The sequence below is a fragment of the Arthrobacter halodurans genome (genome assembly GCF_041877255.1).
GTDB classification, from domain to species: domain Bacteria; phylum Actinomycetota; class Actinomycetes; order Actinomycetales; family Micrococcaceae; genus Arthrobacter_N; species Arthrobacter_N halodurans.
The window spans coordinates 160,445-184,384 of the sequence record NZ_JBHDLJ010000004.1; the positions used below are offsets into that span (position 1 = coordinate 160,445).

The 23,940-nt window shown below is 70.0% G+C and carries 23 protein-coding genes; 8 read left to right on the forward strand and 15 right to left on the reverse strand.

The window, feature by feature from the left end:
- Positions 1–10: 10 nt before the first annotated feature.
- On the forward strand, positions 11–400 hold the full coding sequence (locus ACETWP_RS06830) for a DUF3054 domain-containing protein (RefSeq protein ID WP_373971463.1): 390 nt from the start codon (positions 11–13) through the stop codon (positions 398–400).
- 58 nt (positions 401–458) lie between these two features.
- The gene (locus ACETWP_RS06835; RefSeq protein WP_373971464.1) at positions 459–737 is read left to right on the forward strand and encodes an Lrp/AsnC family transcriptional regulator; all 279 of its coding nucleotides are present in this window, start codon (positions 459–461) and stop codon (positions 735–737) included.
- A gap of 24 nt (positions 738–761) precedes the next feature.
- Here the strand turns inward: ACETWP_RS06835 and trpD are convergent, their stop codons facing one another.
- A complete protein-coding gene (gene trpD / locus ACETWP_RS06840) occupies positions 762–1,817 on the reverse strand; it encodes an anthranilate phosphoribosyltransferase (protein ID WP_373971465.1) in 1,056 nt (351 codons plus the stop codon).
- 147 nt (positions 1,818–1,964) lie between these two features.
- Here trpD and ctaE point away from each other — a divergent pair, with 147 nt between their 5' ends.
- The 4 genes from ctaE (at position 1,965) to qcrB (ending at position 6,245) form a co-directional block, all read left to right on the forward strand.
- Positions 1,965–2,603, forward strand: a complete 639-nt coding sequence (ctaE, locus tag ACETWP_RS06845) for an aa3-type cytochrome oxidase subunit III (protein ID WP_373971466.1) — start codon at positions 1,965–1,967, stop codon at positions 2,601–2,603.
- A 64-nt stretch (positions 2,604–2,667) separates the two neighbouring features.
- The gene (gene qcrC / locus ACETWP_RS06850; protein ID WP_373971467.1) at positions 2,668–3,456 is read left to right on the forward strand and encodes a cytochrome bc1 complex diheme cytochrome c subunit; all 789 of its coding nucleotides are present in this window, start codon (positions 2,668–2,670) and stop codon (positions 3,454–3,456) included.
- Between the two features lie 69 nt (positions 3,457–3,525).
- Positions 3,526–4,569 (forward strand): cytochrome bc1 complex Rieske iron-sulfur subunit, encoded by a 1,044-nt coding sequence (gene qcrA / locus ACETWP_RS06855; protein WP_373971468.1) that lies wholly within the window; start codon positions 3,526–3,528, stop codon positions 4,567–4,569.
- A 2-nt stretch (positions 4,570–4,571) separates the two neighbouring features.
- Complete coding sequence (gene qcrB / locus ACETWP_RS06860; RefSeq protein ID WP_373971469.1) at positions 4,572–6,245, forward strand: cytochrome bc1 complex cytochrome b subunit; 1,674 nt, start codon at positions 4,572–4,574, stop codon at positions 6,243–6,245.
- 213 nt (positions 6,246–6,458) lie between these two features.
- Here qcrB and ACETWP_RS06865 read toward each other — a convergent pair whose 3' ends face one another.
- The 6 genes from ACETWP_RS06865 to ACETWP_RS06890 form a co-directional block, all read right to left on the reverse strand.
- Positions 6,459–7,247 (reverse strand): GntR family transcriptional regulator, encoded by a 789-nt coding sequence (locus tag ACETWP_RS06865; protein WP_373971470.1) that lies wholly within the window; start codon positions 7,245–7,247, stop codon positions 6,459–6,461.
- 600 nt (positions 7,248–7,847) lie between these two features.
- Complete coding sequence (locus ACETWP_RS06870; protein WP_373971471.1) at positions 7,848–8,249, reverse strand: cytochrome c oxidase subunit 4; 402 nt, start codon at positions 8,247–8,249, stop codon at positions 7,848–7,850.
- 2 nt (positions 8,250–8,251) lie between these two features.
- Complete coding sequence (ctaD, locus tag ACETWP_RS06875) at positions 8,252–9,970, reverse strand: aa3-type cytochrome oxidase subunit I (protein WP_373971472.1); 1,719 nt, start codon at positions 9,968–9,970, stop codon at positions 8,252–8,254.
- A 5-nt stretch (positions 9,971–9,975) separates the two neighbouring features.
- Positions 9,976–10,851 carry an aa3-type cytochrome oxidase subunit II gene (gene ctaC, locus ACETWP_RS06880; RefSeq protein ID WP_373971473.1) on the reverse strand — a complete coding sequence of 292 codons (876 nt, stop codon included), beginning with the start codon at positions 10,849–10,851 and terminating at the stop codon, positions 9,976–9,978.
- Between the two features lie 209 nt (positions 10,852–11,060).
- Complete coding sequence (locus tag ACETWP_RS06885; RefSeq protein WP_373971474.1) at positions 11,061–11,435, reverse strand: HesB/IscA family protein; 375 nt, start codon at positions 11,433–11,435, stop codon at positions 11,061–11,063.
- An 85-nt stretch (positions 11,436–11,520) separates the two neighbouring features.
- Positions 11,521–12,939: a dipeptidase gene (locus tag ACETWP_RS06890; RefSeq protein WP_373971475.1), complete on the reverse strand. Its 1,419-nt coding sequence runs from the start codon at positions 12,937–12,939 to the stop codon at positions 11,521–11,523.
- Positions 12,940–13,008: 69 nt separating this feature from the next.
- Between ACETWP_RS06890 and ACETWP_RS06895 the strand changes: the two genes are divergently transcribed.
- Complete coding sequence (locus ACETWP_RS06895) at positions 13,009–13,593, forward strand: DUF3043 domain-containing protein (protein ID WP_373971476.1); 585 nt, start codon at positions 13,009–13,011, stop codon at positions 13,591–13,593.
- A gap of 142 nt (positions 13,594–13,735) precedes the next feature.
- On the opposite strand, the gene ACETWP_RS06900 is transcribed toward ACETWP_RS06895, so the two are convergent.
- Positions 13,736–14,815, reverse strand: coding sequence for a quinone-dependent dihydroorotate dehydrogenase (locus ACETWP_RS06900; protein ID WP_373971477.1), 1,080 nt, complete (start codon positions 14,813–14,815; stop codon positions 13,736–13,738).
- A 60-nt stretch (positions 14,816–14,875) separates the two neighbouring features.
- On the opposite strand from ACETWP_RS06900, the gene ACETWP_RS06905 reads away from it, so the two are divergent.
- A complete protein-coding gene (locus ACETWP_RS06905; RefSeq protein ID WP_373971478.1) occupies positions 14,876–16,228 on the forward strand; it encodes an alpha/beta hydrolase in 1,353 nt (450 codons plus the stop codon).
- Positions 16,229–16,305: 77 nt separating this feature from the next.
- On the opposite strand, the gene ACETWP_RS06910 is transcribed toward ACETWP_RS06905, so the two are convergent.
- The 7 genes from ACETWP_RS06910 to ACETWP_RS06940 all read right to left on the reverse strand — a co-directional run bounded on the left by ACETWP_RS06910 (position 16,306) and on the right by ACETWP_RS06940 (position 23,823).
- Positions 16,306–17,115: an isoprenyl transferase gene (locus ACETWP_RS06910; protein ID WP_373971479.1), complete on the reverse strand. Its 810-nt coding sequence runs from the start codon at positions 17,113–17,115 to the stop codon at positions 16,306–16,308.
- A complete protein-coding gene (gene recO, locus ACETWP_RS06915) occupies positions 17,112–17,864 on the reverse strand; it encodes a DNA repair protein RecO (RefSeq protein WP_373971480.1) in 753 nt (250 codons plus the stop codon). Before recO ends, ACETWP_RS06910 begins: the two co-directional genes overlap by 4 nt.
- 65 nt (positions 17,865–17,929) lie before the next feature.
- The gene (gene leuA / locus ACETWP_RS06920) at positions 17,930–19,672 is read right to left on the reverse strand and encodes a 2-isopropylmalate synthase (RefSeq protein ID WP_373971481.1); all 1,743 of its coding nucleotides are present in this window, start codon (positions 19,670–19,672) and stop codon (positions 17,930–17,932) included.
- A gap of 232 nt (positions 19,673–19,904) precedes the next feature.
- On the reverse strand, positions 19,905–20,882 hold the full coding sequence (gene era, locus ACETWP_RS06925) for a GTPase Era (protein WP_373971482.1): 978 nt from the start codon (positions 20,880–20,882) through the stop codon (positions 19,905–19,907).
- A 5-nt stretch (positions 20,883–20,887) separates the two neighbouring features.
- On the reverse strand, positions 20,888–22,222 hold the full coding sequence (locus ACETWP_RS06930; protein ID WP_373971483.1) for a hemolysin family protein: 1,335 nt from the start codon (positions 22,220–22,222) through the stop codon (positions 20,888–20,890).
- Positions 22,219–22,692, reverse strand: coding sequence for an rRNA maturation RNase YbeY (ybeY, locus tag ACETWP_RS06935; protein WP_373971484.1), 474 nt, complete (start codon positions 22,690–22,692; stop codon positions 22,219–22,221). The genes ACETWP_RS06930 and ybeY overlap by 4 nt, the downstream gene beginning before the upstream one ends.
- A 3-nt stretch (positions 22,693–22,695) precedes the next feature.
- Positions 22,696–23,823, reverse strand: a complete 1,128-nt coding sequence (locus ACETWP_RS06940) for a PhoH family protein (RefSeq protein WP_373971485.1) — start codon at positions 23,821–23,823, stop codon at positions 22,696–22,698.
- Between the last annotated feature and the right edge of the window lie 117 nt (positions 23,824–23,940).

A 23,940-nucleotide genomic window follows, 5' to 3' on the forward strand; every position in this document is an offset into this window, starting at 1 on the left:
CGATGGAGCCATGCGACGTTCTTCCCACTGGGTCCCCCTGCTGGCGCTCGACGCAGTGCTGGTGACCGCCTTCGCGGCGATCGGCCGGCAATCCCACGAGCACGGCCTGTCGGTGGTGGGGATCCTTCAGACCGCCGCGCCCTTCCTCGTGGCACTGGTGGTGTCCTCCGCCGCCGCGCGCGTCTGGTCCCAGCCCTCCAGGGTGGTTCCCCACGGGCTCGTGGTGTGGATCGGCACGGTGTGTTTGGGGCTCGCGCTGCGCGTCGCCGCGGGCGCGACCGCCGCCCTTCCCTTCGTGATCGTGGCCACCGTCACGCTGGGCGTCCTGCTGCTCGGTCGGCGGGCGGTCACGTCGCGCTTTGCGGGTCGCGGAGTGCGCGCACGCGGGACCGTGAACTAGGCTCTGAACCATGACCGGCGACCCTCCCGGGCCGCCCCGAGAGCCGGAGGAACGACCCATGATCACAGCGTTTGTCATGATCCAGACCCAGGCGGACAGCATCCCGGAGTGTGCCGAGCGGATCTCCGAGATCGATGGCATCAGCGAGGTCTACTCCGTCGCCGGCGACTGGGACCTCATCGCCGTCGCTCGCGTCCGCCACCACGAGGACCTCGCCGAGGTCATCGCCAACAAGCTGTCCAAGGTCCGCGGCGTCACGGAGACGTCCACGCACATCGCCTTCCGCGCGTACTCCCAGCACGACCTCGACGCCGCCTTCTCGCTCGGGCTCGAGTAGTCCGGGGCCGGGTCGCCGCGGCGCCTAACCCGCGGTCGCCTCGACCCAGCGGTCCAGCGCCGACTGCGCCCGTCCCGCGTCGATGGACTCCTCCGCGCGGACGACGGCGGCCGCCATGCGCCCGGTCAGGCTGCCGGCCGACGACTCGTCGTACGCCACCAGGGCGGCCGCGGCGTTGAGCACGACGGCGTCGCGGACCGCGCCGCGCTCGCCCGCCAGCAGCCGGCGCACGACGGCCGCGTTGTGCCGGGCGTCGCCACCGCGCAGGTCCTCGAGCGTGGCGCGGGGAATTCCGAGGTCCTCCGCGTCCAGCTGGTGCTCGCGCACCCGGCCGGAACGGACCTCCCAGACGTGGTTCACGGTCGTCGTCGTCAGTTCGTCGAGGCCGTCCCCGCCGCGGAAGACCAGCGCGCGCACTCCGCGCGCCGCCAACACGCCGGCCATCAGCGGGGCCATCCGGCGGTCCGCGCAGCCGATCGCCGAGGCGGTGGGCAACGAGGGATTCGTCAGGGGGCCCATGAAGTTGAAGGCGGTGGCCACGCCGAGCTCGCGCCGGGGCACCGCGGCGAAGCGCATCGACGGGTGGAAGACCTGCGCGAAGCAGAAGGTGATGCCGGCGGCGTCGAGGACGTCGCCCAGGCGCTCGATGCCGACGTCGAGCCGCACGCCCAGCGCCTCCAGCACGTCGGCGGAGCCGGAAGACGACGAGGCGGCCCGGTTTCCGTGCTTGACGATGCGGGCGCCGGCGCCCGCGCAGACCAGCGCCGCCATCGAGGAGATGTTGACGGTGTTGTGGCGGTCCCCCCCGGTGCCGACGATGTCGAGCTTCTCCCCCGCCAGTGGCAGCGGCCGCGCGGTGGCCACCATCGCCTCGACCAGGCCGGTGAGCTCCTCGACGGTTTCGCCCTTCGCCCGCAGCGCGACGAGGAAGCCGGCGATCTGCGCGTCCGTGGCGTTGCCCCCCATGATTTCGCCCATCGCCCAGGCCGCGTCGGCGCTCGTCAGATCGTTCCGGCCGATGAGCGCGGTGAGGATCGAGGACCAGTTCGGTGACGTGCTCGGGGCTGGAATCGTAGACACGCACCAAGGTTATCTACGTTTTGTAGAAAGTGCGGAATTGTTTCTGCCCCGGTATTCCGCGGAACTTTCGCCTGACCGGCGCCAAAACGGGCGACTCGGGCCCCTACGCATTGGTGCGGCCAGCACTTTTATAGACATAATGGCTCTGTGACAACTGCGACTCATGCCCTCAATGCCCCGGCGCATCCCGCGCCGAACCGTCCCAACATGGTGTCGGTAGGAACTGTCGTCTGGCTTTCCAGCGAGTTGATGTTCTTCGCCGCGCTCTTCGCCATGTACTTCACACTCCGCGCGGCGTCGCCGGACCTGTGGGCCGCGGAAACGGAGAAGCTCAACGTCCCGTTTGCGCTCATCAACACGATCATCCTCGTGTCCAGCTCCTTCACCTGCCAGTTGGGGGTCTTCCGCGCGGAGGACCTGAAACCCCGCCGCACCGGCGGCCTGTTCAACTTCAAGGAATGGGGCATGGTCGAGTGGTTCATCGTGACCTTCCTCCTCGGCGCCATCTTCGTCTCCGTCCAGGCCTACGAGTACGCCGAGCTGGTGCACCACGGCGTGGCGCTGAACTCCAACGCCTACGGATCGGCCTTCTACATCACGACCGGCTTCCACGGCCTGCACGTGGCCGGCGGGCTGATCGCCTTCCTGCTGATCATCGGCCGCGCGTACATCGCCCGGAAGTTCGGCCACTTCGAGGCGACCTCCGCGATCGTAACGTCGTACTACTGGCACTTCGTCGACGTCGTCTGGATCGCGCTGTTCGCGATCATCTACTTCCTGAAGTAGGAACCCGGCCGGCAACGGCCGCACCCGCACCACCACTCCCCCGAAACTAGTGAGGAACCAGCAAGTGAAGGCTCTTTCGCAAAGGCGCCGCCATCCGCTAGCCGCCGTCGCGCTGCTCTTGATGGGTCTGCTCGTCACCGGCGGCCTGTACGCCGCGGCCGGCAGCGTCAACGAGGCCCAGGCCTCCACCGTGTCCAGCGCCAGCGACATCGAGGAGGGCGAGAAGCTCTTCGTCGCCAACTGCGCCACCTGCCACGGCATGAACGCGGAGGGCAGCTCCAACGGTCCCTCGCTGGTGGGCGTCGGCGCCGCCGCCGTCGACTTCCAGGTCGGGACGGGACGCATGCCCATGCAGATGCAGGGCCCCCAGGCCCCGGTGAAGCCGGTGCAGTTCGACGACGAGCAGACGGCCCAGCTGGCCGCGTTCGTCGCCTCCCTCGGTGCCGGCCCCGCGATACCGGACGAGGAAATGCTGGACACCTCCCTGGGCAACTCCGCGGCGGGCGGGGAGATCTTCCGCGTGAACTGCGCGATGTGCCACAACGCGGCCGCCGCCGGCGGCGCGCTGACCCGGGGCAAGTACGCCCCGGCGCTCGACGGCGTCTCGGAGAAGCACATCTACGAGGCCATGTCGACGGGACCGCAGAACATGCCGGTCTTCAACGACTCCAACATCACCCCCGAGGAGAAGCGCGACGTGATCACCTTCCTGAAGGAGATCGAGGCGCAGGGCTCCCCCGGCGGGGCCAAGCTCGGCTCGCTGGGCCCCGTCTCCGAAGGCCTGTTCATCTGGACGGCGGGCCTGGGCATCGTCATCGCCTTCACCATCTGGCTGACCTCGCGTCCCTCCTAGGGCCGCCGGGGGCGTCATCGCCCAACCACTTCGTACCCACACACTTTGAGAAAAAGGATGAGAGACAACATGGGCGACCATAGTCACGGCAGTCCGAACGACCCGGGCACCGTTGCTAAGGCTGGTCCGGGCACCCTGGAGGCCTTCCAGGACCCCGGCCTTCCGCCGCATCGGAAACGGCTGGCGGATGTCGATCCGCGCGCCGCCAAGCGCGCAGAGCGGCAGGTGGCGCTGCTGTTCGTGATCTCGATCATCGGCACCCTGTCGTTCTTCATCGCCTACTTCGGGCTGGGCCGCAGCGAGTCGATCGCCGAGATCCGCACCCAGAACATGATGCTGGGACTCGGCACGGCGTTCGCGATGCTCGGCATCGGCGTCGGCATCGTGCACTGGGCACGCGCGCTCATGCCCGACCACGAGATCGCCGAGTCCCGGCACGAGATCCGCCCGGAGAAGGACCGCGCCGACGCCGAGAGCATGATCGGCGAGATCATCGAGGAAACGGGCATCAAGCGCCGTCCGCTGATCCGCAACACGCTCATCGGCGCCATCGCGCTGGCCCCGATCCCCGCGATCTTCATGTTCCGGGACCTCGACCGCACCGGCGCCACCGCCGGCAGCATCGTCGAGCGACTGCGCCACACCATGTGGGACACGGGAATGAAGCTGACCCGGGACCCCTCGGGCACGCCGATCAAGGCGTCCGACGTCCAGCTGGGGTCCGCGTTCCACGTGATCCCCGAGGGCCTCATGGACACCGAGGACCCACTGAACGAGAAGGCGAAGGCCGTGGTGCTCCTCATGCGCCTGGATCCGGAGAAGATGACCATCTCCCCCGGCCGCGAGGACTGGCACTACAACGGCATCGTCGCCTACTCCAAGATCTGCACGCACGTCGGCTGCCCCGTGGCGCTGTACGAGCAGCAGACCCACCACCTGCTGTGCCCCTGCCACCAGTCGACCTTCGACCTCACGCAGGAGTGCAAGGTCATCTTCGGTCCCGCGGGTCACGCGCTGCCGCAGCTGCCCATCACGGTGGACTCCGAGGGCTTCCTCGTCGCGCGGAGCGACTTCCAGGAACCCGTTGGCCCGAGCTACTGGGAGCGTGGCTGATCATGAGCACCACAAACGAGTACACCGCCAAGACCTCCACCGGCAGGATCGCGAACTTCGTCGACAGCCGCGTCGGCGGCTCGCAGATCGTGAAGGAGTTCGGCCGCAAGATCTTCCCGGACCACTGGTCCTTCATGTTCGGCGAGGTGGCGCTCTACACCTTCGTCATCCTGCTGATCTCCGGAACGTTCCTGACGTTCTTCTTCGACCCGTCTATGGCGCACACGGTCTACAACGGCTCCTACAACCCGCTCAAGGGCGTGGGGATGTCCGTGGCCATGTCCTCCACGATGGACATCTCCTTCGACGTCCGCGGCGGCCTGTTCATGCGCCAGGTTCACCACTGGTCGGCGCTGCTGTTCGTCGCCGCCGTGTCGGTGCACATGCTCCGCGTGTTCTTCACCGGCGCGTTCCGCAGGCCCCGTGAGCTGAACTGGGTCGTCGGCGGGGTGCTGCTCATCCTGTCCCTCGCGGCCGGCTTCACCGGCTACTCCCTCCCGGACGACCTGCTCTCGGGCAACGGCCTGCGCATCATCGACGGCGTCGTCAAGGCCCTCCCGGTGGTCGGCACCTACATCTCCGCCTTCCTCTTCGGCGGCGAGTTCCCGGGCACCGCGATCATCGGCCGCCTCTACATGCTGCACATCATGCTGATTCCGGCGCTGATCCTCCTGATGATCGCCATCCACCTGTTCATGGTGGTCGTGCACAAGCACACCCAGTACCGCGGCCCGGGCCGGACCAACGACAACGTCGTGGGCTTCCCGGTCGGACCGGTCTACGCGGCCAAAGCCGGCGGCTTCTTCTTCATCGTCTTCGGCATCATCGCGCTGATCTCGGGCTTCTTCACGATCAACCCGATCTGGAACTACGGCCCGTACGACCCCTCCCCCGTCTCGGCCGGCACGCAGCCCGACTGGTACATCGGATGGGTCGACGGCGCGCTCCGCCTCATGCCCGGCTACATCGGCAACATGTCCCTGGAGTGGGTCATCCCGTTCCCGTGGGGCGACAACACGCTCGTCCTGAACGTGCTGCTGCCGGCGCTGGTGCCCGCCATGATCCTCTTCGGCGTGATGTTCGGCTGGCCGTGGATTGAGCGTTGGGTCACCAAGGACAACCGCGAGCACCACCTCTTGGACCGTCCGCGCAACGCCCCGACCCGGACCGGAGTCGGCGTCGCCGGAGTCATCTGGTACTGCGTCATGTGGGCCGCGGCGAGCTCGGACCTCATTGCCACGCACTTCCACGTGTCCCTGAACGACGTGACCTACTGGCTGCGGGCGCTGTTCTTCGTTGGTCCGATCGTCGGCTTCATCGTGGCCCGGCGGATCGCCCTCGCGCTGCAGCGCAAGGACCGCGACATCGTCCTCCACGGCCGCGAGGCGGGCATCATCGAGATGTCGCCGGAGGGCGGGTTCAGCGAGCGCCACGAGCAGCTCGACGAGTTCAAGCTCTACAAGCTCGTCGCGTTCGAGTCGCACGAGGTGCTCCCCGCGCAGCCGGACCGCGCCGGGCACGTCTCGCGCAACGAGAAGGCGCGCGGCGCCATCTCCCGCTTCTTCTTCGAGGACCGGGTCGCGCCGGTCACCCCGAAGGAACTGGCGGAGGCGCACGCGCACCACGGCCACGGCGCCGTCGAGCGGACGCCGGAGAAGGCCTCGATCGAGCGGTAGCCCCCGTCGGGGAGCTACGGCGCACGACAAAGGGCTGGCCCCGACCGTGAGGTCGGGGCCAGCCCTATGTCGTGCGTGGCCCGGTTCGCCGCGGCCTGGCACGCGCCTGCCGCCCCATGCTGTGTCCCGTGCATCGCGCCGCCACCGTGCCCGCCCGTCGGGTCACGCGCCAAGGCCGGCCGGGCACGGAGGCCCAGGGCGCCGCTGGGACGCCTAATCCCGGCGGGTGTCGTAGGAGTGCGGGGCGCGGCTGCCGGGCCGCTGGAGGGGCACCCAGAGCTTGTAGCGGTCGGCACGGTAGAGCGAGACGGAATAGTCGACGAGTTCGCGCCGCACGTAGGCGTGACGCTGGATCTTGAGCAGCGGCGAGCCCACGTCGACAGCGAGCTGCTGGGCGTTCTCGTGGGTTGCCGCCGTGGCCTCCACCTGGTCCTCGCCCCACTCCATCACCAGGCCGTAGCGCTCGTTGAGGCTGCTGTAGAGCGACGTCGGGGCGGGCTCGTCCAGGAAGCCGGGGACCTTGTGCGAGGGCAGATAGTTCTCGTCGACGCTCATCGGCTGTCCGTCGGCAAGCAACAGCCGTCGGAAACGGACTACCGGCGTACCCTCAGGCAATTCCATTTCGCGCGCCAGCGCGCCGACGGCCGGCACCTCGTCGAAGCGGAGGACGCGTGCCGCGGGCACCATGCCGCGCCGGTGCATCTCCTCGCTGTAGGAGGTGAGCTTGACCTGGAGATCCATCTTGGGACGCGCGACGAACGTCCCGACCCCGATGATGCGTTCGAGGACGCCGTCCTCCACCAGCGAGTCGATCGCGTGCCGGACAGTCATCCGGGCAACCCCGAAGTGGCGGGTGAGGTCGCGCTCGGAGGGGATCGCCTGGCCGGGCCGGCAGACCGACACCGCGTGCCGTTGGAGGATGCCCTTGAGTTGGCGGTGCTTGGACACCGGCGAGGCGGCGTCGAGCGTGCCCTGGATCGACGCGGCGCGGCTACCGGTCACGGTGTGCCGCTCCCGCGCGCATAATGGCTTCCACTCCCCCATTCTAGGACCGTCTGTCACCCCGGCCCGCCGTCTACGGCAGCCGGATCGACGGGAACAGCGGCGGGCAACGGCGATCCTCGCGCTCCGCCCGAGGGCGGCCTCCCGAGGGGGTAGCTCGGGGACGGCCACGCCGTCGGGCACGGTGTGGCCCGGGTGCCTGCCCGCGGTGGCGGCGCCGTCGCCTGGCACGCCCCCGTTCCACGTCCGCGTCGATCCCGCCGTCGAAGACGTGCACGCCCGCCAGCTAGGATCCGCCGAGGACGGCATGGACGGACCTCGAGCGAGGCCTTCAGGTCCATGCGGGCGCACACCCTGGCTCCACCGGTGAACGAGATCAGTACCCCACCCACGGGGACTCTTGGCTCCGTCGAAGCTCTGCGGGTCGGGTTGTCCGGACGATGGACGCACCCACGCCGTCCATCCACGGGACCTCGACATGCGCGTGCAGCCCCCACGACCAATTTCGAAGAGCCCGCTCAACGCCGGAAGAGCCCGTTAAACGCGGGAGGCGGCGCATCTTGCGATGCGCCGCCTCCGAGGCGTGGTGCGGTGGCTGCCCTAGTGGGCGTGGTCCCCGCGGCTGTACTCGTAGACCCACCCGACGAGGCCGATGACGGCCATGCCGGCGCCGATGTACAGGATCCACCAGCCGATCGCGAGGCCGAGGAAACCGGTCGCGGCGGCGGCGGCCAGCATGATGGGCCACCAGCTCCACGGCGAGAACGCGCCGATGACGCCTGCGTTCTCGTGGATCTCACCGTCGACGCGGTCCTCCGGGCGGGGCCCGACGCGCTTGGCGGTGAAGTAGAGGTAGGAACCGACCATGCCGGACAGGCCGGCGACCATGAACAGGGCCGGGAAGCCGACCCACTCCTGCCACTCGGTGAGGATGCCGTAGACGATGCCGACGGGAAGGAAGAAGAATACCCCGCCGAGGAAGAGCCAGGACTCGATCTTCATGGTTACTTGTCCTTCTGGTCTGCCGGGCCAAAGATTTTGGCGACTCCTGCTTCGGGCGTGGTGCGCATGCCCAGCTCCGGGTGGTGCAGATCCAGCGCGGGACGCTCGGAGCGGATGCGCGGGATCGAGTGGAAGTTGTGGCGCGGCGGCGGGCAGGACGTCGCCCACTCCAGGGAACCGCCGAAGCCCCAGGGGTCGTCGACCTCGACCTTCTTGGCGTGGCGGGCGGTGGACCAGACGTTCCAGAAGAACGGGATCATCGACATGCCGAGGATGAACGCGAAGACCGTGGAGAACTGGTTCATGGCGGTGAAGCCGTCCTCCGGCATGTAGTCCGCGTAGCGCCGCGGCATGCCCATGACACCGAGCCAGTGCTGGATGAGGAACGTGCCATGGAAGCCGATGAAGAGCATCCAGAAGTGGATCTTGCCGAGGCGCTCGTTGAGCATCTTGCCCGTCCACTTCGGCCACCAGAAGTAGAATCCGGCGAACATCGCGAAGACGACGGTGCCGAAGACCACGTAGTGGAAGTGCGCGACGACGAAGTACGTGTCCGAGACGTGGAAGTCCAGCGGCGGTGCGGACAGGATGATGCCCGTCAGGCCGCCGAACAGGAACGTGGCCATGAAGCCGATGCTCCAGAGCATGGGGGTCTCGAACGTGATCGATCCCCGCCACATGGTGCCGATCCAGTTGAAGAACTTCACGCCCGTGGGCACGGCGATCAGCATGGTCATGAACCCGAAGAACGGGAGCATCACGGAACCCGTGACGTACATGTGGTGGGCCCACACCGCCACGGACAGGGCCGCGATGGAGATGGTCGCGAAGACCAGGCCCTTGTAGCCGAAGATCGGCTTGCGGCTGAAGACCGGGAAGATCTCGGAGACGATGCCGAAGAACGGCAGGGCGATGATGTAGACCTCGGGGTGCCCGAAGAACCAGAACAGGTGCTGCCACAGCACCGGCCCGCCGGCCTCGGGGTCGAAGATGTGCGCCCCGAACCTGCGGTCGGCGCCGAGCGCGAAGAGCGCGGCGGCCAGCGGCGGGAAGGCCATGAGGACCAGGATGGCGGTGATCAGCGTGTTCCAGCTGAAGATCGACATGCGCCACATGGTCATGCCCGGAGCCCGCAGGCAGATGATCGTGGTGATGAAGTTGACCGCGCCGAGGATGGTGCCGAAGCCGGACAGCGCCAGGCCGAACACCCACAGGTCGCCACCGACTCCGGGGCTGAACGTGGTGTTGGACAGCGGCGCGTAGGCGAACCAGCCGAACGAGGCGGCGCCCTGCGGCGTGATGTAGCCGGCGACGGCGATCGTGGAGCCGAAGAGGAAGAGCCAGAAGGCCAGCGCGTTCAAGCGCGGGAACGCGACGTCGGGCGCGCCGATCTGCAGCGGCATGATGACGTTCGCGAAGCCGGCGAACAGCGGCGTGGCGAACATCAGCAGCATGATGGTGCCGTGCATCGTGAAGAGCTGGTTGTACTGCTCCTTCGTCTGCAGGATCTGCATGCCGGGCTCGAAGAGCTCGGCGCGGATGACCAGCGCCATGACGCCGGCGATGCAGAAGAACACGAAGGACGCGATCAGGTACATGTACCCGATGGTCTTGTGGTCGGTGGACGTGATCCAGTTGACGACGATCCGACCCTTGGAGACCGGCACGACGCGCGGGGCGACCGCCTTCGCCTCGTCGGTGGCGTATTCGTAGGTTGTCATGACTCCTACTCTCCTTCGCCGCTAGGCAGCGTGGTGGTGGCGACCTGGTCCGGCTTGCGGTCGTACTCTTCGCCGAGCTGGCCGTCTTCGAGCGTCGCGAGGTGGTCGAGGAACTCCTGCTCGGAGACCACCTTGACGTTGAAGAGCATCTCGGAGTGGTACTCGCCGCAGAGTTCGGCGCACTTGCCGTCGAAGGTGCCCTCGACCTGCGGGGTGAGCCAGATGTGGTTGGTCTTGCCCGGAATCATGTCCAGCTTCTGCAGGAACGCGGGGATCCAGAACGAGTGGATCACGTCGCGGCTGTTCAGCTCGAACGTGACGGGCACGTTGACCGGGAGGTAGAGGGTCGGCAGGGTCTCCTCGACGCCTTCGTTGCCGTCGAGCTCCGCCTGCACGCCGCTGAAGTACTTCTGCTGGCCCTGGTAGTCGTAGTTGAAGTCCCACGACCACTGCTTGCCGCGGACGTCGACCACGAGCTCCGAGTCGACCGGGGTGTTGATCGACTTCTCGGTCGCGTCGGAGAAGGAGAAGAAGGTCAGGACCAGCATCAGTGGAACCGCCGTGTAGAAGACCTCCATCGGCAGGTTGTAGCTGAGCTGCCGGGGGTAGCCGGTGTCGCCCTTGCGGCGCCGGTAGGCGATGATGCTCCAGATGAGCAGGCCCCAGGTCAGCAGGCCGACCAGCAGAACCACGATCCAGGAATTGACCCAGAGGTCCTGGATGGACCCGGTGTGGTTGGTGGTGTCGCGCTCCACGTTGGGGAGCCAGCCACGCTGGACTTGTTCTGAACATCCCGTCAACAGCAACGCCCCCGCGCTGGCGATGGCCAAGACCTTGGCCCTGCCCCCGCGGCTGCTGCTGGTTCGGTCTTGCGAACTCACAGACGGCCCTTCCTCTTTGTTAGTGCTGAATGAGCCTCCGGCCCGCCGCGTGCCGCCCCGGGAGGCAACCGTCGGTGACTAGGCCGAAGAAAAGCATAGTTTTACTACTTGCTGTAGAGCTTACCCTCTGGGATGCCCGATTGCCGACAGAAACCACGACGCCGCGCGCCGGTGACGCGCGGCGTCGTGGGCCTCCGCGGCCGCCGTCCCTAGTGGAAGGAATCGCCGCACGCGCACGAGCCGCCGGCGTTCGGGTTGTCGATGGTGAAGCCCTGCTTCGCGATGGTGTCCTCGAAGTCGATGGACGCGCCGCTGAGGTAGGGGACGCTCATCTTGTCGACCACGACCTCCACGCCCTCGAAGTCGCGGACCGCGTCTCCCTCGAGCAGGCGCTCGTCGAAGTAGAGCTGGTAGATCAGGCCCGAGCATCCTCCGGGCTGGACGGCGACGCGCAGGCGCAGGTCGGTGCGCCCCTCCTGCTCGAGCAGGCTGCGGACCTTGCCGGCTGCGACGTCCGAGAGCTTGACCTCGTGGGTCGCGAGCTCCGTGGCGTCCGGGGTGGTGTCGTTCGTGGTGGCAGTCATCTGCATCCTCCGTTGCTGCTGGTGGCGGAAGGCGGCGCCGTAGCGCGCCGTCCTCTCCCCACTATGGTACGTCGCGGAGCCATTGTTACAGCCCCTCGGCGTCGATCCTGGCCAGCAGCAGCGCCTCCGCGAGCACCGCCCGCCGGAAATCCTCGACGTGGAGCGACTCGTTGGCGCTGTGCGCGCGCGAGTCCGGATCCTCGACCCCCGTGACGAGGATCTGCGCCTCGGGGTAGACCTCCGTGAGGTCGGAGATGAAGGGGATCGACCCGCCGATCCCGGTCTCCACCGCCGGCACGCCCCACGCCTGTTCCAGCGACCAGAGGCTGGCCCGGGCGGCGGGCGCCGTGGTGTCGGTCGAGAACGCGTTCCCGGTCTCCTCGGCGGCGAAGCTGACGCGCGCGCCGAACAGGTCCTGCCCCAGGATGTGGCGCTCGAGCGCCTCGGCCGCGGCACGGGGATCCTGCCCCGGGGCGAGCCGGACGCTGACCTTGACGCGCGCGACCGGCAACAGGGTGTTGGAGGAGACGGCGACGGGGGGCACGTCCATGCCGATGACCGACAGGGCCGGCTTGTTCCAGAGCCGGTCGGCCAGGGGGCCGGTGCCGGCGAGCCGAACGCCGTCGAGCACGGAGGCGTCCCGCCGGAAGTCGTCCTCCGGGTAGTCGACGGCCGCGGTCTCCCGGGCCACCAGCCCCTCGACCGCCACGTTCCCGGCGGCGTCGTGGAACGTCGAGATGAGGCGGGCGGCCAGCGTCGGCGCGTCGAGCACCGGCCCGCCGAACATGCCGGAGTGCACCGCGTGCTCCAGGACCCGCACCTCGAACACGCCGCCGACCATGCCCCGCAGGCTCGTCGTCAGGGCCGGCACCCCGACCTTCCAGTTGCTGGAGTCGGCCACCACGATCACGTCCGCGGCCAGCAGGTCGCGGTACCGCTCCAGGAACGGCCGGAAGCTCGGCGAACCGGCCTCCTCCTCGCCCTCGAAGAAGTAGGTCACCCCCACGCCGAAGGCCGCGGTGGCGTCGAGGACCGCCCGCAGCGCGGCGACGTGGACCATGATTCCGGCCTTGTCGTCGGCGGCGCCGCGCCCGTAGAGGCGCCCGTCGATCTCGGTGGCCTCGAAGGGCGGTGTGTCCCACAGGGACTCGTCGCCCGGCGGCTGCACGTCGTGGTGGGCGTAGAGCAGCACGGTCGGCTTGCCGGGGCGCGCGGGACGGCGCGCGACGACGGCGGGGCTGCCCGGCCGGCCATCCGCCGTCTCGGCGCTGAGGATGCGCACGTCCTCCATGCCGGCCGACCGCGCGAGCGCGGCGACGGCCTCGGCGCTGCGGTCCAGCTGGCTCGCGTCGAAGGCCTCCCAGGCGATGCCCGGGATGGCGACGAGTTCCTTGAGTTCGGCGAGGGTCCGGGGGAAGTCGGCGAGGACGCGGTCGGCGATGGCCTGCACGTCGACGCCCACGTCGGCGGTTCCGGCGGCGCTCACGGTGTCGGGAGTAGTCATGGTTTCACCCTACAACCGGGTCCACGGCGGCCGTTCGGCGCCCCGCGCCCCACCGGCTAGACTTGACGCGTGTTTGGACGTAAGAAGGACGACGCCGCCGCAATGCCGGCCGCCACAGACGAGACCATAGAGCCCGGACCCGGCAAGGGGGCCCCGACCCCCCGCCGCAGCCAGCAGGTCGCGCAACGCCAGCGCCCCCTGGTCCCGACCGACCGCAAGGTGGCCAAGGAGGCGGAACGCCGCCGCCGCATGGAGGCCTCCGAGAAGCTGCGCCAGGCCAACGAGACCGGCGACGACCGCTACATGATGCCGCGCGACAAGGGGCCGCAGAAGCGGTTCGCCCGCGACTTCGTCGACTCCCGGTGGATGGTCGGCGAGTTCCTCATGTTCATCATCTTCGCCTTCCTGATCGTCGCGCTGGCGATGCCGGGCGCGCTCCAGCTCCAGGCCTACATCACCATGGGCCTCTGGGCCGTGCTGCTGCTGACCGTCATCGACGCGTACATCATGACGCGGCAGCTGAAGAAGCGACTCGTCGCGAAGTTCGGCTCGAGCGAGCGCGGCGTGCTCTGGTACGCCTCGATGCGCGGGCTGCAGTTCCGCAAGATGCGGCTGCCGAAGCCGCAGGTCAAGCGCGGCGAAAAGCCCAGCTAGCCACGCCGCGGCGTCCGGACCGCGCCGACCGCGCCCCGAACGACGACGGGGCCCCGCCTTGGCGGGGCCCCGTCGTCGCGTGTGGCCATGCGTCGCGTGCGGCCATGTGTGGTGCGTGGCCCTGCGGGGCGACGGGACGGGCTCAGCCGGCGCGGCGCGCGAGGGCCTTGCGCAGGCCGCGGTTGATGCGGGAGGCCCAGAACGGTCCCTCGTAGAGGAATGCCGTGTAGCCCTGGACCAGGTCGGCGCCGGCATCGAGCCGCTCGAGGACGTCGTCGGCGTCCTCCACTCCCCCGACGGAGACGACGGCGGTGTCCTCGCCGAGGCGCGAACGGAGTCGGCGCAGGACTTCCAGGGAGCGGGTCTTCAGGGGGGCCCCGCTCAGTCCACCGGCCCCGATCTCCGCCAGGCGCGCGGGCGGCGTGCGCAGGTTCTCGCGCGCGACCGTGGTGTTGGTGGCGATGATGCCGTCGAGGCGCAGGTCCGCGACCAGGTCCGCGACGTCGTCGATGTCGGCGTCGGCCAGGTCGGGCGCGATCTTCACCAGCAACGGCACGTGGCGCCCCGCCACCCGGTCCGCCTCCGCGCCCACCGCGGTCAGCAGCGGCCGCAGCGTCTTGATGTCCTGCAACAGGCGCAGGCCGGGCGTGTTCGGGGAGCTGACGTTGACGACCAGATAGTCGGCGTGCTCCGCCAGCAACCGCGTTCCGGCCAGGTAGTCCCCCAGGGCGTCGTCGAGCTCGACCGCCTTCGTCTTGCCGATGTTGACGCCGACCACGGGGCGGGTCCCGCGGAAACGGCGCTCGAGGACGGGGCGGGCGGCGCGGACGCGGGGCGCCACGGCGGCGGCGCCGTCGTTGTTGAAGCCCATGCGGTTGATGACCGCGCGATCCTCGACCAGGCGGAAGAGGCGCGGGCGCGGGTTGCCGGGCTGGGCCTGGCCCGTGATGGTGCCGACCTCCACGTGGCCGAAGCCGAGGTCGGCCAGGGCCGCCACCCCGTGCCCCTCTTTGTCGAATCCCGCCGCGAGGCCGAACGGGGAGGGAAAGTCGATCCCCATCACGGTGCGCCGGAGCGAGGGGTGCGGCCGGCAGGTGCGCCGCAGCACGGCCGAGACGCCCGTGCGCTCCGCCAGCCTGATCATCCGGAAACCGATGTGGTGGGCCTTTTCGGGATCCATCCCGGAGAAGACAAGGCGGAAGAAGGCGGGGTAGATGCGCATGGCACCAGTCTCCCGCGCCGCGCGGGCGACTGCCAACTCGCGGCGGGCTAGGCTCGACACATGGACAGATGGAACCGAACCCGGTCGCCCGGGCCCGGGAAACCGTCCGGCGGTCCGGAGGGAGCCGCCCCGCCGGGAGCGGTGGCCGGCGGAGCGGAGACGACTCGCGGCGCCTCCGGGGAGACGACGCGCAGCGGGGCCGGGCCGGCCGGCGCCCAGTCGCCGCCCGCGGCCGGCTCCCCGGGGGAGCCGCTGCCCGCGGCCGGCGATTCGCCCGGCGAGCCGCTGCCCGCGGGGGTCATCGCGTCGGACGCGGGGCCCTCCCCCCAGGGCTACGCCATCGACACCGCACCGGGCCAGTGGCTGGATGATCCGCTGGGCGCGGGTTTCGCCTACACGACGCTTGCGCAGGGCGAGGACGAGGAGGGCCCGGTCTGCGCGACGCTGGTGCGCTACCTTCCGCCGCGGCCGGCGCGGGAGCCGTGGCGGGATGCGCTGCTCGATCTGGCCGGCGGGCTCCGCCGCGCCGGCGGCGCCCTCCGCGGGCCGCCGGACGGCGCGGCGCCGGTGCCCGTGGTCCTGTCCGTCCACGGCTGGACCGACTACTTCTACAACGCCGAGCTGGCGCGGTTCTGGTCCGGGCGGGGCTACCGGTTCTATGCGCTGGAGCTGCGCCGCTACGGCCGCAGCCTGCGCGCGTGGCAGACCCCGGGCTTCGTCCAGGACCTGCGCGAGTACGACGACGACATCGACGCCGCGCTCTCCGCCATCCGCGCCGACGTCGGCCGGCTCGGCGACGTGGTGTGCGTCGCCCATTCCACCGGCGGCCTGGTGGCGAGCCTCTGGGCCGACCGGCACCCGGGAGCCTTCTCCGCCCTGGTGCTCAACGCGCCGTGGCTGGAGCTCCAGGGCAGCTCCCTGGTGCGCGCCGCCGCCGCGGGGCTGTTGGACCCCGTCGCCCGGCGTCGGCCCCGCGCCAAGCTGAAGCTCCCCGAGGTGGACCACTACTGGCAGTCGCTGAGCGCCGAGGCGCACGGCGAGTGGGCGCTGCACCCCCTGTGGCGGCCCCGCCACTCCTTCCCGGTGACGGTGGGCTGGATGACGGCCGTGCTGGCGGGCCATGCGGCCGTCTCGCGGGGGCTGGACATCCGCGCGCCCATCCTGGTGCTGACCTCGGACCGCACGCAGCTGGGCACCCAGTTCGACCCCGCGATGCTGACCGCGGACGCGGTGATCGACGTCGAGGTGGTCCGGCAGCGGGCGTTGAAGCTGGGCCGCGAGGTGACGGTCGTGCGTGTGGAGAACGCGATGCACGACCTGTTCGCCTCCGCCGCCCCCGCGCGCTCGGCCGCGTACGACGCCGTCACGCGCTGGTCGGAGGGGTACCTGCCCCCGCCGCGCCGCGGCCGGTAGCCCACCCGTCCGGCCGGGGCTCCCCGGCGCCCGCGACCGCGGGCCGGGGCCGTGGAGCCGCCGGTCCGCTCCCGGGGCTACGGCTGCGGGACGTCGACCGCCGCGCCGTAGCGGCGGTCGCGGCGCGCGTACTCCTCGATGGCGCGCCAGAGGGTGCGGCGGTCGACGTCGGGCCACAGCACGTCCATGAAGACCATTTCCGCGTAGGCGGACTGCCAGAGCAGGAAGTTCGAGGTCCGTTGCTCGCCGGAGGTGCGCAGGAAGAGGTCCACGTCCGGCAGGTCGGGTTCGTCGAGGTACCTGCCGATCGTCTTCTCCGAGATCCCGGAGGGTTTGAGCCGCCCGTCGGCGACGTCGCGGGCGATGGCCGCGACGGCGTCCGCGAGCTCGGCCCGGCCCCCGTAGTTCACGCACATCGTCAACTGGCACACGTCGTTCGTGTCCGTGGCGCGCTCGGCCTCGAGCAGCTCGTTGACGACGGACCGCCAGAGCCGGGGCCGGCGTCCGGCCCAGCGGATCCGCACGCCCCACTCGTTGAGTTGGTCGCGCTGGCGCCGCAGCACGTCGCGCGAGAACCCCATCAGGAAGCGCACTTCGTCCGGGCTGCGCTTCCAGTTCTCGGTGGAGAACGCGTACACGGAGACGTACTCGACACCGATTTCGATGGCGCCGGCCATGACGTCCAGGAGCGCGGTCTCGCCGGCGCGGTGCCCCTCCGTGCGCGGCAGCCCGCGTTGGTTGGCCCACCGGCCGTTGCCGTCCATGACGATCGCGACGTGCCGCGGGACCAGCTCCGCGGGCAACTCCGGCGGACGGGCACCGCTGGGGTGGGGCGCCGGTTTCGCGTGCGCGGAGGGGGGACGGGGTGTGCTCCGCAGGGGACTCACGCTCTTTCCACATGCTTGAGGGACTTGACGACACGTTCCAGGTGCCACTGCAGGTATCCTGCCACAATGCCCGCGCCCTCCCGGCGGTGGGCGGGTCCGCTGGCGGCGACGCGGTCCCAGTCCCCCGCCAGCAGGGCGGCCAGCAACTCCACCGTCTCCGGCGCGGGCGAACTCGATCCCGCGGGGCGGCAGTCGGGGCAGACGACGCCGCCGAGCGGGATGTTGACCGCGGTGTGCGGGCCCGGGGCGCCGCACCGCACGCAGACGGTGAAGCTCGGGGCCCATCCCGCCGTCGCGAGCGCGCGCAGCAGGTAGGAGTCCAGGAGCTGGCCGGCGTCGCCCGTGCCGCGGGCCAGCGCCGCGAGGGCGCCGTGGAGCAGGCGGAACTGCGGGGCCGCGGACTCCGAATCGGCGTCGGTGAGGCGCTCGGCCGTCTCCGCCATGGCGTGCGCCGCCGTGTACCGGGCGTAGTCCGCCGCGAGCGACTGGCCGTAGGGCCCGCGCAGCTGGGCCTGGGTGACGATGTCCAGGGACCGCCCGTGGACCAGCTGCAGGTCCACCAGCATGAACGGCTCCAGGGTGGCCCCGAGCTTGGAGCTGGTCCGACGCACGCCCTTGGCGACCGCGCGGACCTGGCCGCGGTCCGGGGTCAGCAGCACGACGATCCGGTCGGCCTCGCCCAGCTTGTGGGTGCGCAGGACGAGCCCCTGCGTTCGGTAGGTCTTGGAGGCGAAGCTGGAGCGGGACACGCTCACCATTGTCTCAAACCGCGGCGGGCGGCGGGCCGCCCGCCGCGGTCGGGACTCCGGCCGGCCTAGCGGGCGTCGCGCACCGCGCGGTTCACGGCGGACACGACGGCCTTGAGCGAGGACATGGTGGTGTTCGTGTCGATCCCCACGCCCCAGAGGACGCGCTCCCCCACCGCGCACTCGACGTACGCGGCGGCCTTGGCGCTGCCGCCCTCGCTGAGCGCGTGCTCGGTGTAGTCCAGAACGCGCACGTCCACGCCGTCCTCGGCGAGGATGCTCACGAGCGCGTTGATCGGGCCGTTGCCCCCGGCGGTGCGCCGCTGCGGGACGCCGTCGACCAGCAGCGTCGCGGTCAGGGTGAATGCCCCGTCCTCGGCGGTGTCGGTGGTGACGCTGCCCAGCTCGTAGCGGCCCCAGCGCTGCGCGCCCTCGACGTCGCTGCAGGGGAGGTACTCGTCCTGGAAAGCGCGCCAGATCGCCGCGCCACTGATCTCCCCGCCCTCGCCCTCCGTCTTGCGCTGGATGACGCCCGAGAACTCGATCTGCGCCCGGCGGGGCAGGTCCAGGTGGTGCTCGTTCTTGAGCAGGTAGGCCACGCCGCCCTTGCCGGACTGCGAGTTGACGCGGATGACCGCCTCGTAGCTGCGGCCGATGTCCTTGGGGTCCACGGGCAGGTAGGGAACGGCCCAGACCAGCTCGTCGACCGTCTTGCCGGCCTCCGCGGCGTCGCGCTCCATGGCCTCGAAGCCCTTCTTGATGGCGTCCTGGTGCGAACCGGAGAACGCCGTGAAGACCAGGTCTCCGCCGTACGGTGAGCGCTCCGGCACGGCCAGCTGGTTGCAGTACTCGGCGGTGCGCCGGATCTCGTCCATGTCGGAGAAGTCGAGCATGGGATCGATGCCCTGCGCGAAGAGGTTCATGCCCAGCGTCACCAGGTCGACGTTGCCCGTCCGCTCGCCGTTGCCGAACAGGCAACCCTCGATCCGGTCGGCGCCGGCCAGGTAGCCCAGTTCGGCCGCGGCGACGCCGGTGCCCCGGTCGTTGTGCGGGTGCAGGGAGAGGATGATGGCCTCGCGGTTGGCCAGGTTGCGGTGCATCCACTCGATGGAGTCGGCGTACACGTTCGGCGTTGCCATCTCCACCGTGGCCGGGAGGTTGAGGATCATCTGCCGGTCCGTGGAGGCCTCCAGCACCTCCGCGACGGCGTTGCTGATCCGCGCGGCGAACTCCAGCTCCGTGCCCGTGAACGACTCGGGCGAGTACTCGTAGGTCACCTGCGTGTTCCCGAGCTGCTCCTCGTACTTGCGGCAGAGCCGGGCGCCGGTCAGGGCGATGTCCACGATCCCGTCCTGGTCCTGGTTGAACACCACGCGCCGCTGCAGGACGGACGTGGAGTTGTACAGGTGGACGATCGCGCGGTCGGAGTTCTCGATGGCCTCGTAGGTGCGCTCGATCAGGTGCTCGCGGGACTGCGTCAGCACCTGGATGGTGACGTCGTCGGGGATGCGGTCCTGCGTGATCAGCTGCCGGACGAAGTCGAAGTCGGTCTGCGAGGCCGACGGGAAGCCGACCTCGATCTCCTTGAAGCCCATGCCCACCAGGAGGTCGAACATCCGGTGCTTTCGCTCGGGGCTCATCGGGTCGATCAGTGCCTGGTTGCCGTCGCGCAGGTCGACGGCGCACCAGCGCGGCGCCTGCGTGATGACCTTGTCCGGCCACGTGCGGTCCGGGAGGGAGACGTTGATCTGGTCCTGGAACGGAACGTACTTGTGGATCGGCATTCCGGAGGGCTTTTGCGCGTTATGCATGACAGGTGGCCTTTTCAGTGGTGGTTGAAAATGGTGGCCGGCAGCACGAAACACCGCAGCGAGGGTTCGGCCTCAGGGCCGTGGGCCCCGTGTTGCCTCGCCGCGGCGGCTAAGTAGAAGCATTCCCGCACGCATGGTCCTCACCCTAGCACCAGGGTCCTGCAGGCCCGGCGACCCGCGCGGAATGTTGCGCGCGACGGCCCGGGCCGCCCGGCGGGCCCCGGCGCCGGAGCTAGAAGCCCAGCCGGCCGAGCTGCTTGGGGTCGCGCTGCCAGTCCTTGGCGACCTTGACGTGCAGGTCCAGGTACACGCGGGTGCCGAGCAACGCCTCGATGCCCTTGCGGGCCCGGGTCCCGACGTCGCGCAGCCGCGCGCCCTGGTGCCCGATGATGATCGCCTTCTGCGAGGATCGCTCGACGTAGAGGTTGACGTGCACGTCCAGGAGCGGCTTGTCCTCCGGGCGGCCCTCCCGCGGGATCATCTCCTCCACGACGACGGCCAGCGAGTGCGGGAGCTCGTCCCGGACGCCCTCGAGGGCGGCCTCGCGGATGAGCTCCGCCACCATGATGGCCTCAGGCTCGTCGGTGAGCTCGCCCCCGGGGTAGAGCGGCGGCGACAGCGGCATCTGCGCGACGAGCACGTCCGCGACGGCCTGGACCTGGAAGTCCGCCGTCGCGGAGACGGGGATGACGGCGGCCCAGCCGTCCTCCCCCAGCGTCTCGGTGCCGAGGTCCGCGACGGCCATCAGCTGCTTCGCGAGCGTCGCCCGGTCCACGAGGTCCGACTTCGTGACGATGGCGACGATCGGCTTGCGGCGCAGCTGCGCCAGCTGGGCCGCGATGAACCGGTCGCCCGGTCCGATCTTCTCGTTCGCGGGGAGGCAGAAGCCGATCGCGTCGACCTCGGCGAGCGTGTCCGCGACCAGGTCGTTGAGCCGCTGGCCGAGGAGCGTCCGCGGCCGGTGCAGGCCGGGGGTGTCCACGAGGACCAGCTGGGCGTCGTCGCGGTGCACGATGCCGCGGATGGTGTGCCGCGTCGTCTGCGGCTTCGCCGACGTGATGGCGATCTTCTGCCCCACCAGCGCGTTGGTGAGCGTCGACTTGCCGGCGTTCGGCCTGCCGACGAACGAGGTGAAGCCGGCGCGGAAGTCCGCCGGCCATTCGCCGGAGAGCAGCCCGTCGCCGGGTTCGTTGTTCTTCTCGTGGGACATGGTTCCTACTCCTTGGTGGCGTCGCCGGCGTGGGCGGCTTCCTTGCGGCCCGTCGAGCCGTCTTCGGTGGCGGTGTGGGCGTCGTCGGCGTCGTGGGTGTCGCGCCACGCGAGGAGGTAGCCGATGCGGTTGCGCCGGCCCTCCAGTCGTTCGGCGTGGAGCCTGATGCCGCCCACACTGACCTCCGATCCGACGATCGGGACCCGGCCCAGCGTCTTGGCCAGGAGCCCGCCGACGGTGTCGACCTCGTCGTCCTCGATGTCGCGCTCGAACAGCTCGCCGAGGTCGTCGATGGACATCCGGGCGCTGATCCGGAACACGCCGTCGCCGACGTCCTCGCTCTCGGCCCGCGTGGTGTCGTACTCGTCGTCGATCTCGCCGACGATCTCCTCGATGAGGTCCTCGAGCGTCACCAGGCCGGCCGTGCCACCGTACTCGTCGATGACGATGGCGACGTGGGTGGACTCGCGCTGCAGCTCCTGGAGCAGCTCGGCGACGGACTTCGACTCCGGGACGTAGCGCACGTCGCGGCAGACGGCCTCGACGGGACGCTGGTCGTCGGGGTGCGCGTGCAGTCGCGCGGCGACGTCCTTGAGGTAGACGATGCCGATGATCTGGTCGGTGTTGTCGCGGATGACGGGGATCCTCGAGCATCCCGAGCGCAGGAACAGGCTCATGGCGCTGCCCAGCGACGTGCCGTAGTCCACCGTGACCATGTCGGTGCGCGGGACCATCACGGAGCGGACCTTGGTGTCGCCGAGATCGAAGACCGAGTGGATGAGGTCGGCCTCGACGTCCTCGATCATGTCCGCCTCGTTGGCGCGGTCCACCATGTCCCGGAACTGCTCCTCCGTGAAGAAGGCCTCCTCCTGGACGGGCGCGCCGGGCGCGATCGCGGTGCCGACGCGGACGAGCCAGCCCGGGACGGGGCCCAGGATCACGCGGAGGAACCAGACCAGCGGCGCGGTGAAGACGACGACGCCGGCGGCGCGGACGCGGCCGATCCGCCGGGGTGAGACGCCGACGAGCACGAAGCCGATGGCGGCCATCGTCACCGTCGCGAGGAGCCCGGCGAGCCAGACGCTGTCCAGCAGGTCGTGGTAGAGGATGGCGATCGCCACGGCGGACGCCGTCTCGAACCAGATGCGCCAGAAGCGGACGGCGTGGGTGTGCGCCGTCGGTTCGGACAGGATCCGCCGCAACCGTGTCCGCGGGCGGTCCGCGAGCATCTGCTCCGCCTCCTGGCGGGGCAGGAAGAGGTAGGCGGACTCGGCGGCCGTGAGCAGCGCGGCGGCGCCGATGAAGGCGATCGACAGGCCGATGAGGACGGCAGTGATCATTCGGTGGTCTCCCGCGGCGCGGGCCGTCCGAGGAACGCCTCGAGCAGGTTGCGCTGCAGCGAGAACATCTCCTGTTTCTCGGCCGGTTCCTCGTGGTCGTAGCCGAGCAGGTGCAGCATGCCGTGGGTCGCGAGCAGCATGATCTCGTCCTCCGTGCTGTGGCCGCCCGCACGCGCCTGTTCGGCGGCGACCTGGGGGCAGATCACGACGTCGCCGAGCATGCCGGCGGGCGTCGGGCTGCCGGGGCTCCCGGGTCGCAGCTCGTCCATCGGGAAGGACATGACGTCGGTCGGCCCGGACAGGTCCATCCAGTCCAGGTGGAGCCGTTCCATGGCGTCCTCGTCGACGAGGATGATGGAGACCTCGGCCTCGGGGTGCACGTACAGCGAGTCGAGGATGTGCCGACCCAGGCGGCTGAGCCGCTCCAGATCCGCCTCGACGGCGGATTCGTTGTTGACCTCGACGGACACGGCTCAGCCCTCCTCGGCGGCGGACGGCCGGGGCGCCGCCGGCTCGGCGGGCGGCGCCGGGGTCGGCGGGCGGCGGGGCGATGCGGGCCGCCGGTTCGTGCGCCGGGTGCGCCAGTCGACTGCGGGGGCCGTCTCGCGCGAGGACCAGGACTCGTACGCGGTGACGATCTCGGAGACCAGCCGGTGCCGCACGACGTCGGACGCGTCGAGCGTGAGGAAGGCGATGTCGTCGACGCCCTCGAGGATCTCGGAGACCACACGCAGGCCGGACTTCGTCCCGCCGGGCAGGTCGACCTGGGTGATGTCGCCCGTGACGACAATCCGGGAGCCGAAGCCGAGGCGGGTCAGGAACATCTTCATCTGCTCCGGCGTCGTGTTCTGCGCCTCGTCGAGGATGATGAACGCGTCGTTGAGCGTCCGGCCGCGCATGTAGGCCAGCGGCGCGACCTCGATCGTTCCGGCCGCGATCAGCCGGGGGATGGACTCGGGGTCGATCATGTCGTGCAGCGCGTCGTAGAGCGGACGCAGGTACGGGTCGATCTTGTCGGTCAGGGTGCCCGGGAGGAAGCCGAGCTTCTCCCCCGCCTCGACGGCCGGCCGGGTGAGGATGATGCGGCTGACCTCCTTCGCCTGAAGCGCCTGCACCGCCTTGGCCACGGCGAGGTACGTCTTGCCTGTGCCGGCGGGCCCGATGCCGAAGATCACCGTGTTCGCGTCGATCGCGTCGACGTAGGCCTTCTGGTTGACGGTCTTGGGGCGGATGCTGCGGCCGCGGCCGGTGAGGATGTTCAGGCCGAAGACCTCGCTGGCGGTGCCCGCGGGAGGCGTTTCGCGCGCGGCCACCATCCGCACCAGCTGCTCCACCAGGTGCGCCGAGATCCGCGTGCCGCGCGCCGCGATCCCGCGTGCCTCGTTGACGACGCGCAACGCCTTCCCGGCGTCCTCGGGATCGCCGGTCACGGTGAGCTCGTTGCCCCGCACATGCAGGTCGGCCCCGGGATACACGCCTTGCACGATGCGCAGGACCTCGTCGTGTGCGCCGAGCGCGGCGACCATCTGGTCGGTGGTGTCGAAGCGGACTACGGTGCCCAGCCCCGACTCCGGCTCTGGGTTCTTGGCGTCCTCGGTCATGCTGGCGACGTGGCCTCCCGTGCGTGGGCGCCGGGGATCCCGACCCGGGCGCTCCCGAGGCGTTTCCGGCGCCCCTCCATCCTACGTGAAGCGGCCACGGCGCCCCGGAGGGGGTCG

Bases quoted from the DNA above. Each gene is read 5' to 3' on its own strand.
- leuA (WP_373971481.1), bottom strand. From the start codon at position 19,672: ATGCATAACGCGCAAAAGCCCTCCGGAATGCCGATCCACAAGTACGTT.
- ACETWP_RS06930 (WP_373971483.1), bottom strand. From the start codon at position 22,222: ATGATCACTGCCGTCCTCATCGGCCTGTCGATCGCCTTCATCGGCGCC.
- ACETWP_RS06830 (WP_373971463.1), top strand. From the start codon at position 11: ATGCGACGTTCTTCCCACTGGGTCCCCCTGCTGGCGCTCGACGCAGTG.
- ACETWP_RS06835 (WP_373971464.1), top strand. From the start codon at position 459: ATGATCACAGCGTTTGTCATGATCCAGACCCAGGCGGACAGCATCCCG.
- era (WP_373971482.1), bottom strand. From the start codon at position 20,882: ATGTCCCACGAGAAGAACAACGAACCCGGCGACGGGCTGCTCTCCGGC.
- ACETWP_RS06890 (WP_373971475.1), bottom strand. From the start codon at position 12,939: ATGACTACTCCCGACACCGTGAGCGCCGCCGGAACCGCCGACGTGGGC.
- ACETWP_RS06870 (WP_373971471.1), bottom strand. From the start codon at position 8,249: ATGAAGATCGAGTCCTGGCTCTTCCTCGGCGGGGTATTCTTCTTCCTT.
- qcrB (WP_373971469.1), top strand. From the start codon at position 4,572: ATGAGCACCACAAACGAGTACACCGCCAAGACCTCCACCGGCAGGATC.
- qcrA (WP_373971468.1), top strand. From the start codon at position 3,526: ATGGGCGACCATAGTCACGGCAGTCCGAACGACCCGGGCACCGTTGCT.
- ACETWP_RS06940 (WP_373971485.1), bottom strand. From the start codon at position 23,823: ATGACCGAGGACGCCAAGAACCCAGAGCCGGAGTCGGGGCTGGGCACC.
- ACETWP_RS06905 (WP_373971478.1), top strand. From the start codon at position 14,876: ATGGACAGATGGAACCGAACCCGGTCGCCCGGGCCCGGGAAACCGTCC.
- ACETWP_RS06900 (WP_373971477.1), bottom strand. From the start codon at position 14,815: ATGCGCATCTACCCCGCCTTCTTCCGCCTTGTCTTCTCCGGGATGGAT.
- ACETWP_RS06885 (WP_373971474.1), bottom strand. From the start codon at position 11,435: ATGACTGCCACCACGAACGACACCACCCCGGACGCCACGGAGCTCGCG.
- ctaD (WP_373971472.1), bottom strand. From the start codon at position 9,970: ATGACAACCTACGAATACGCCACCGACGAGGCGAAGGCGGTCGCCCCG.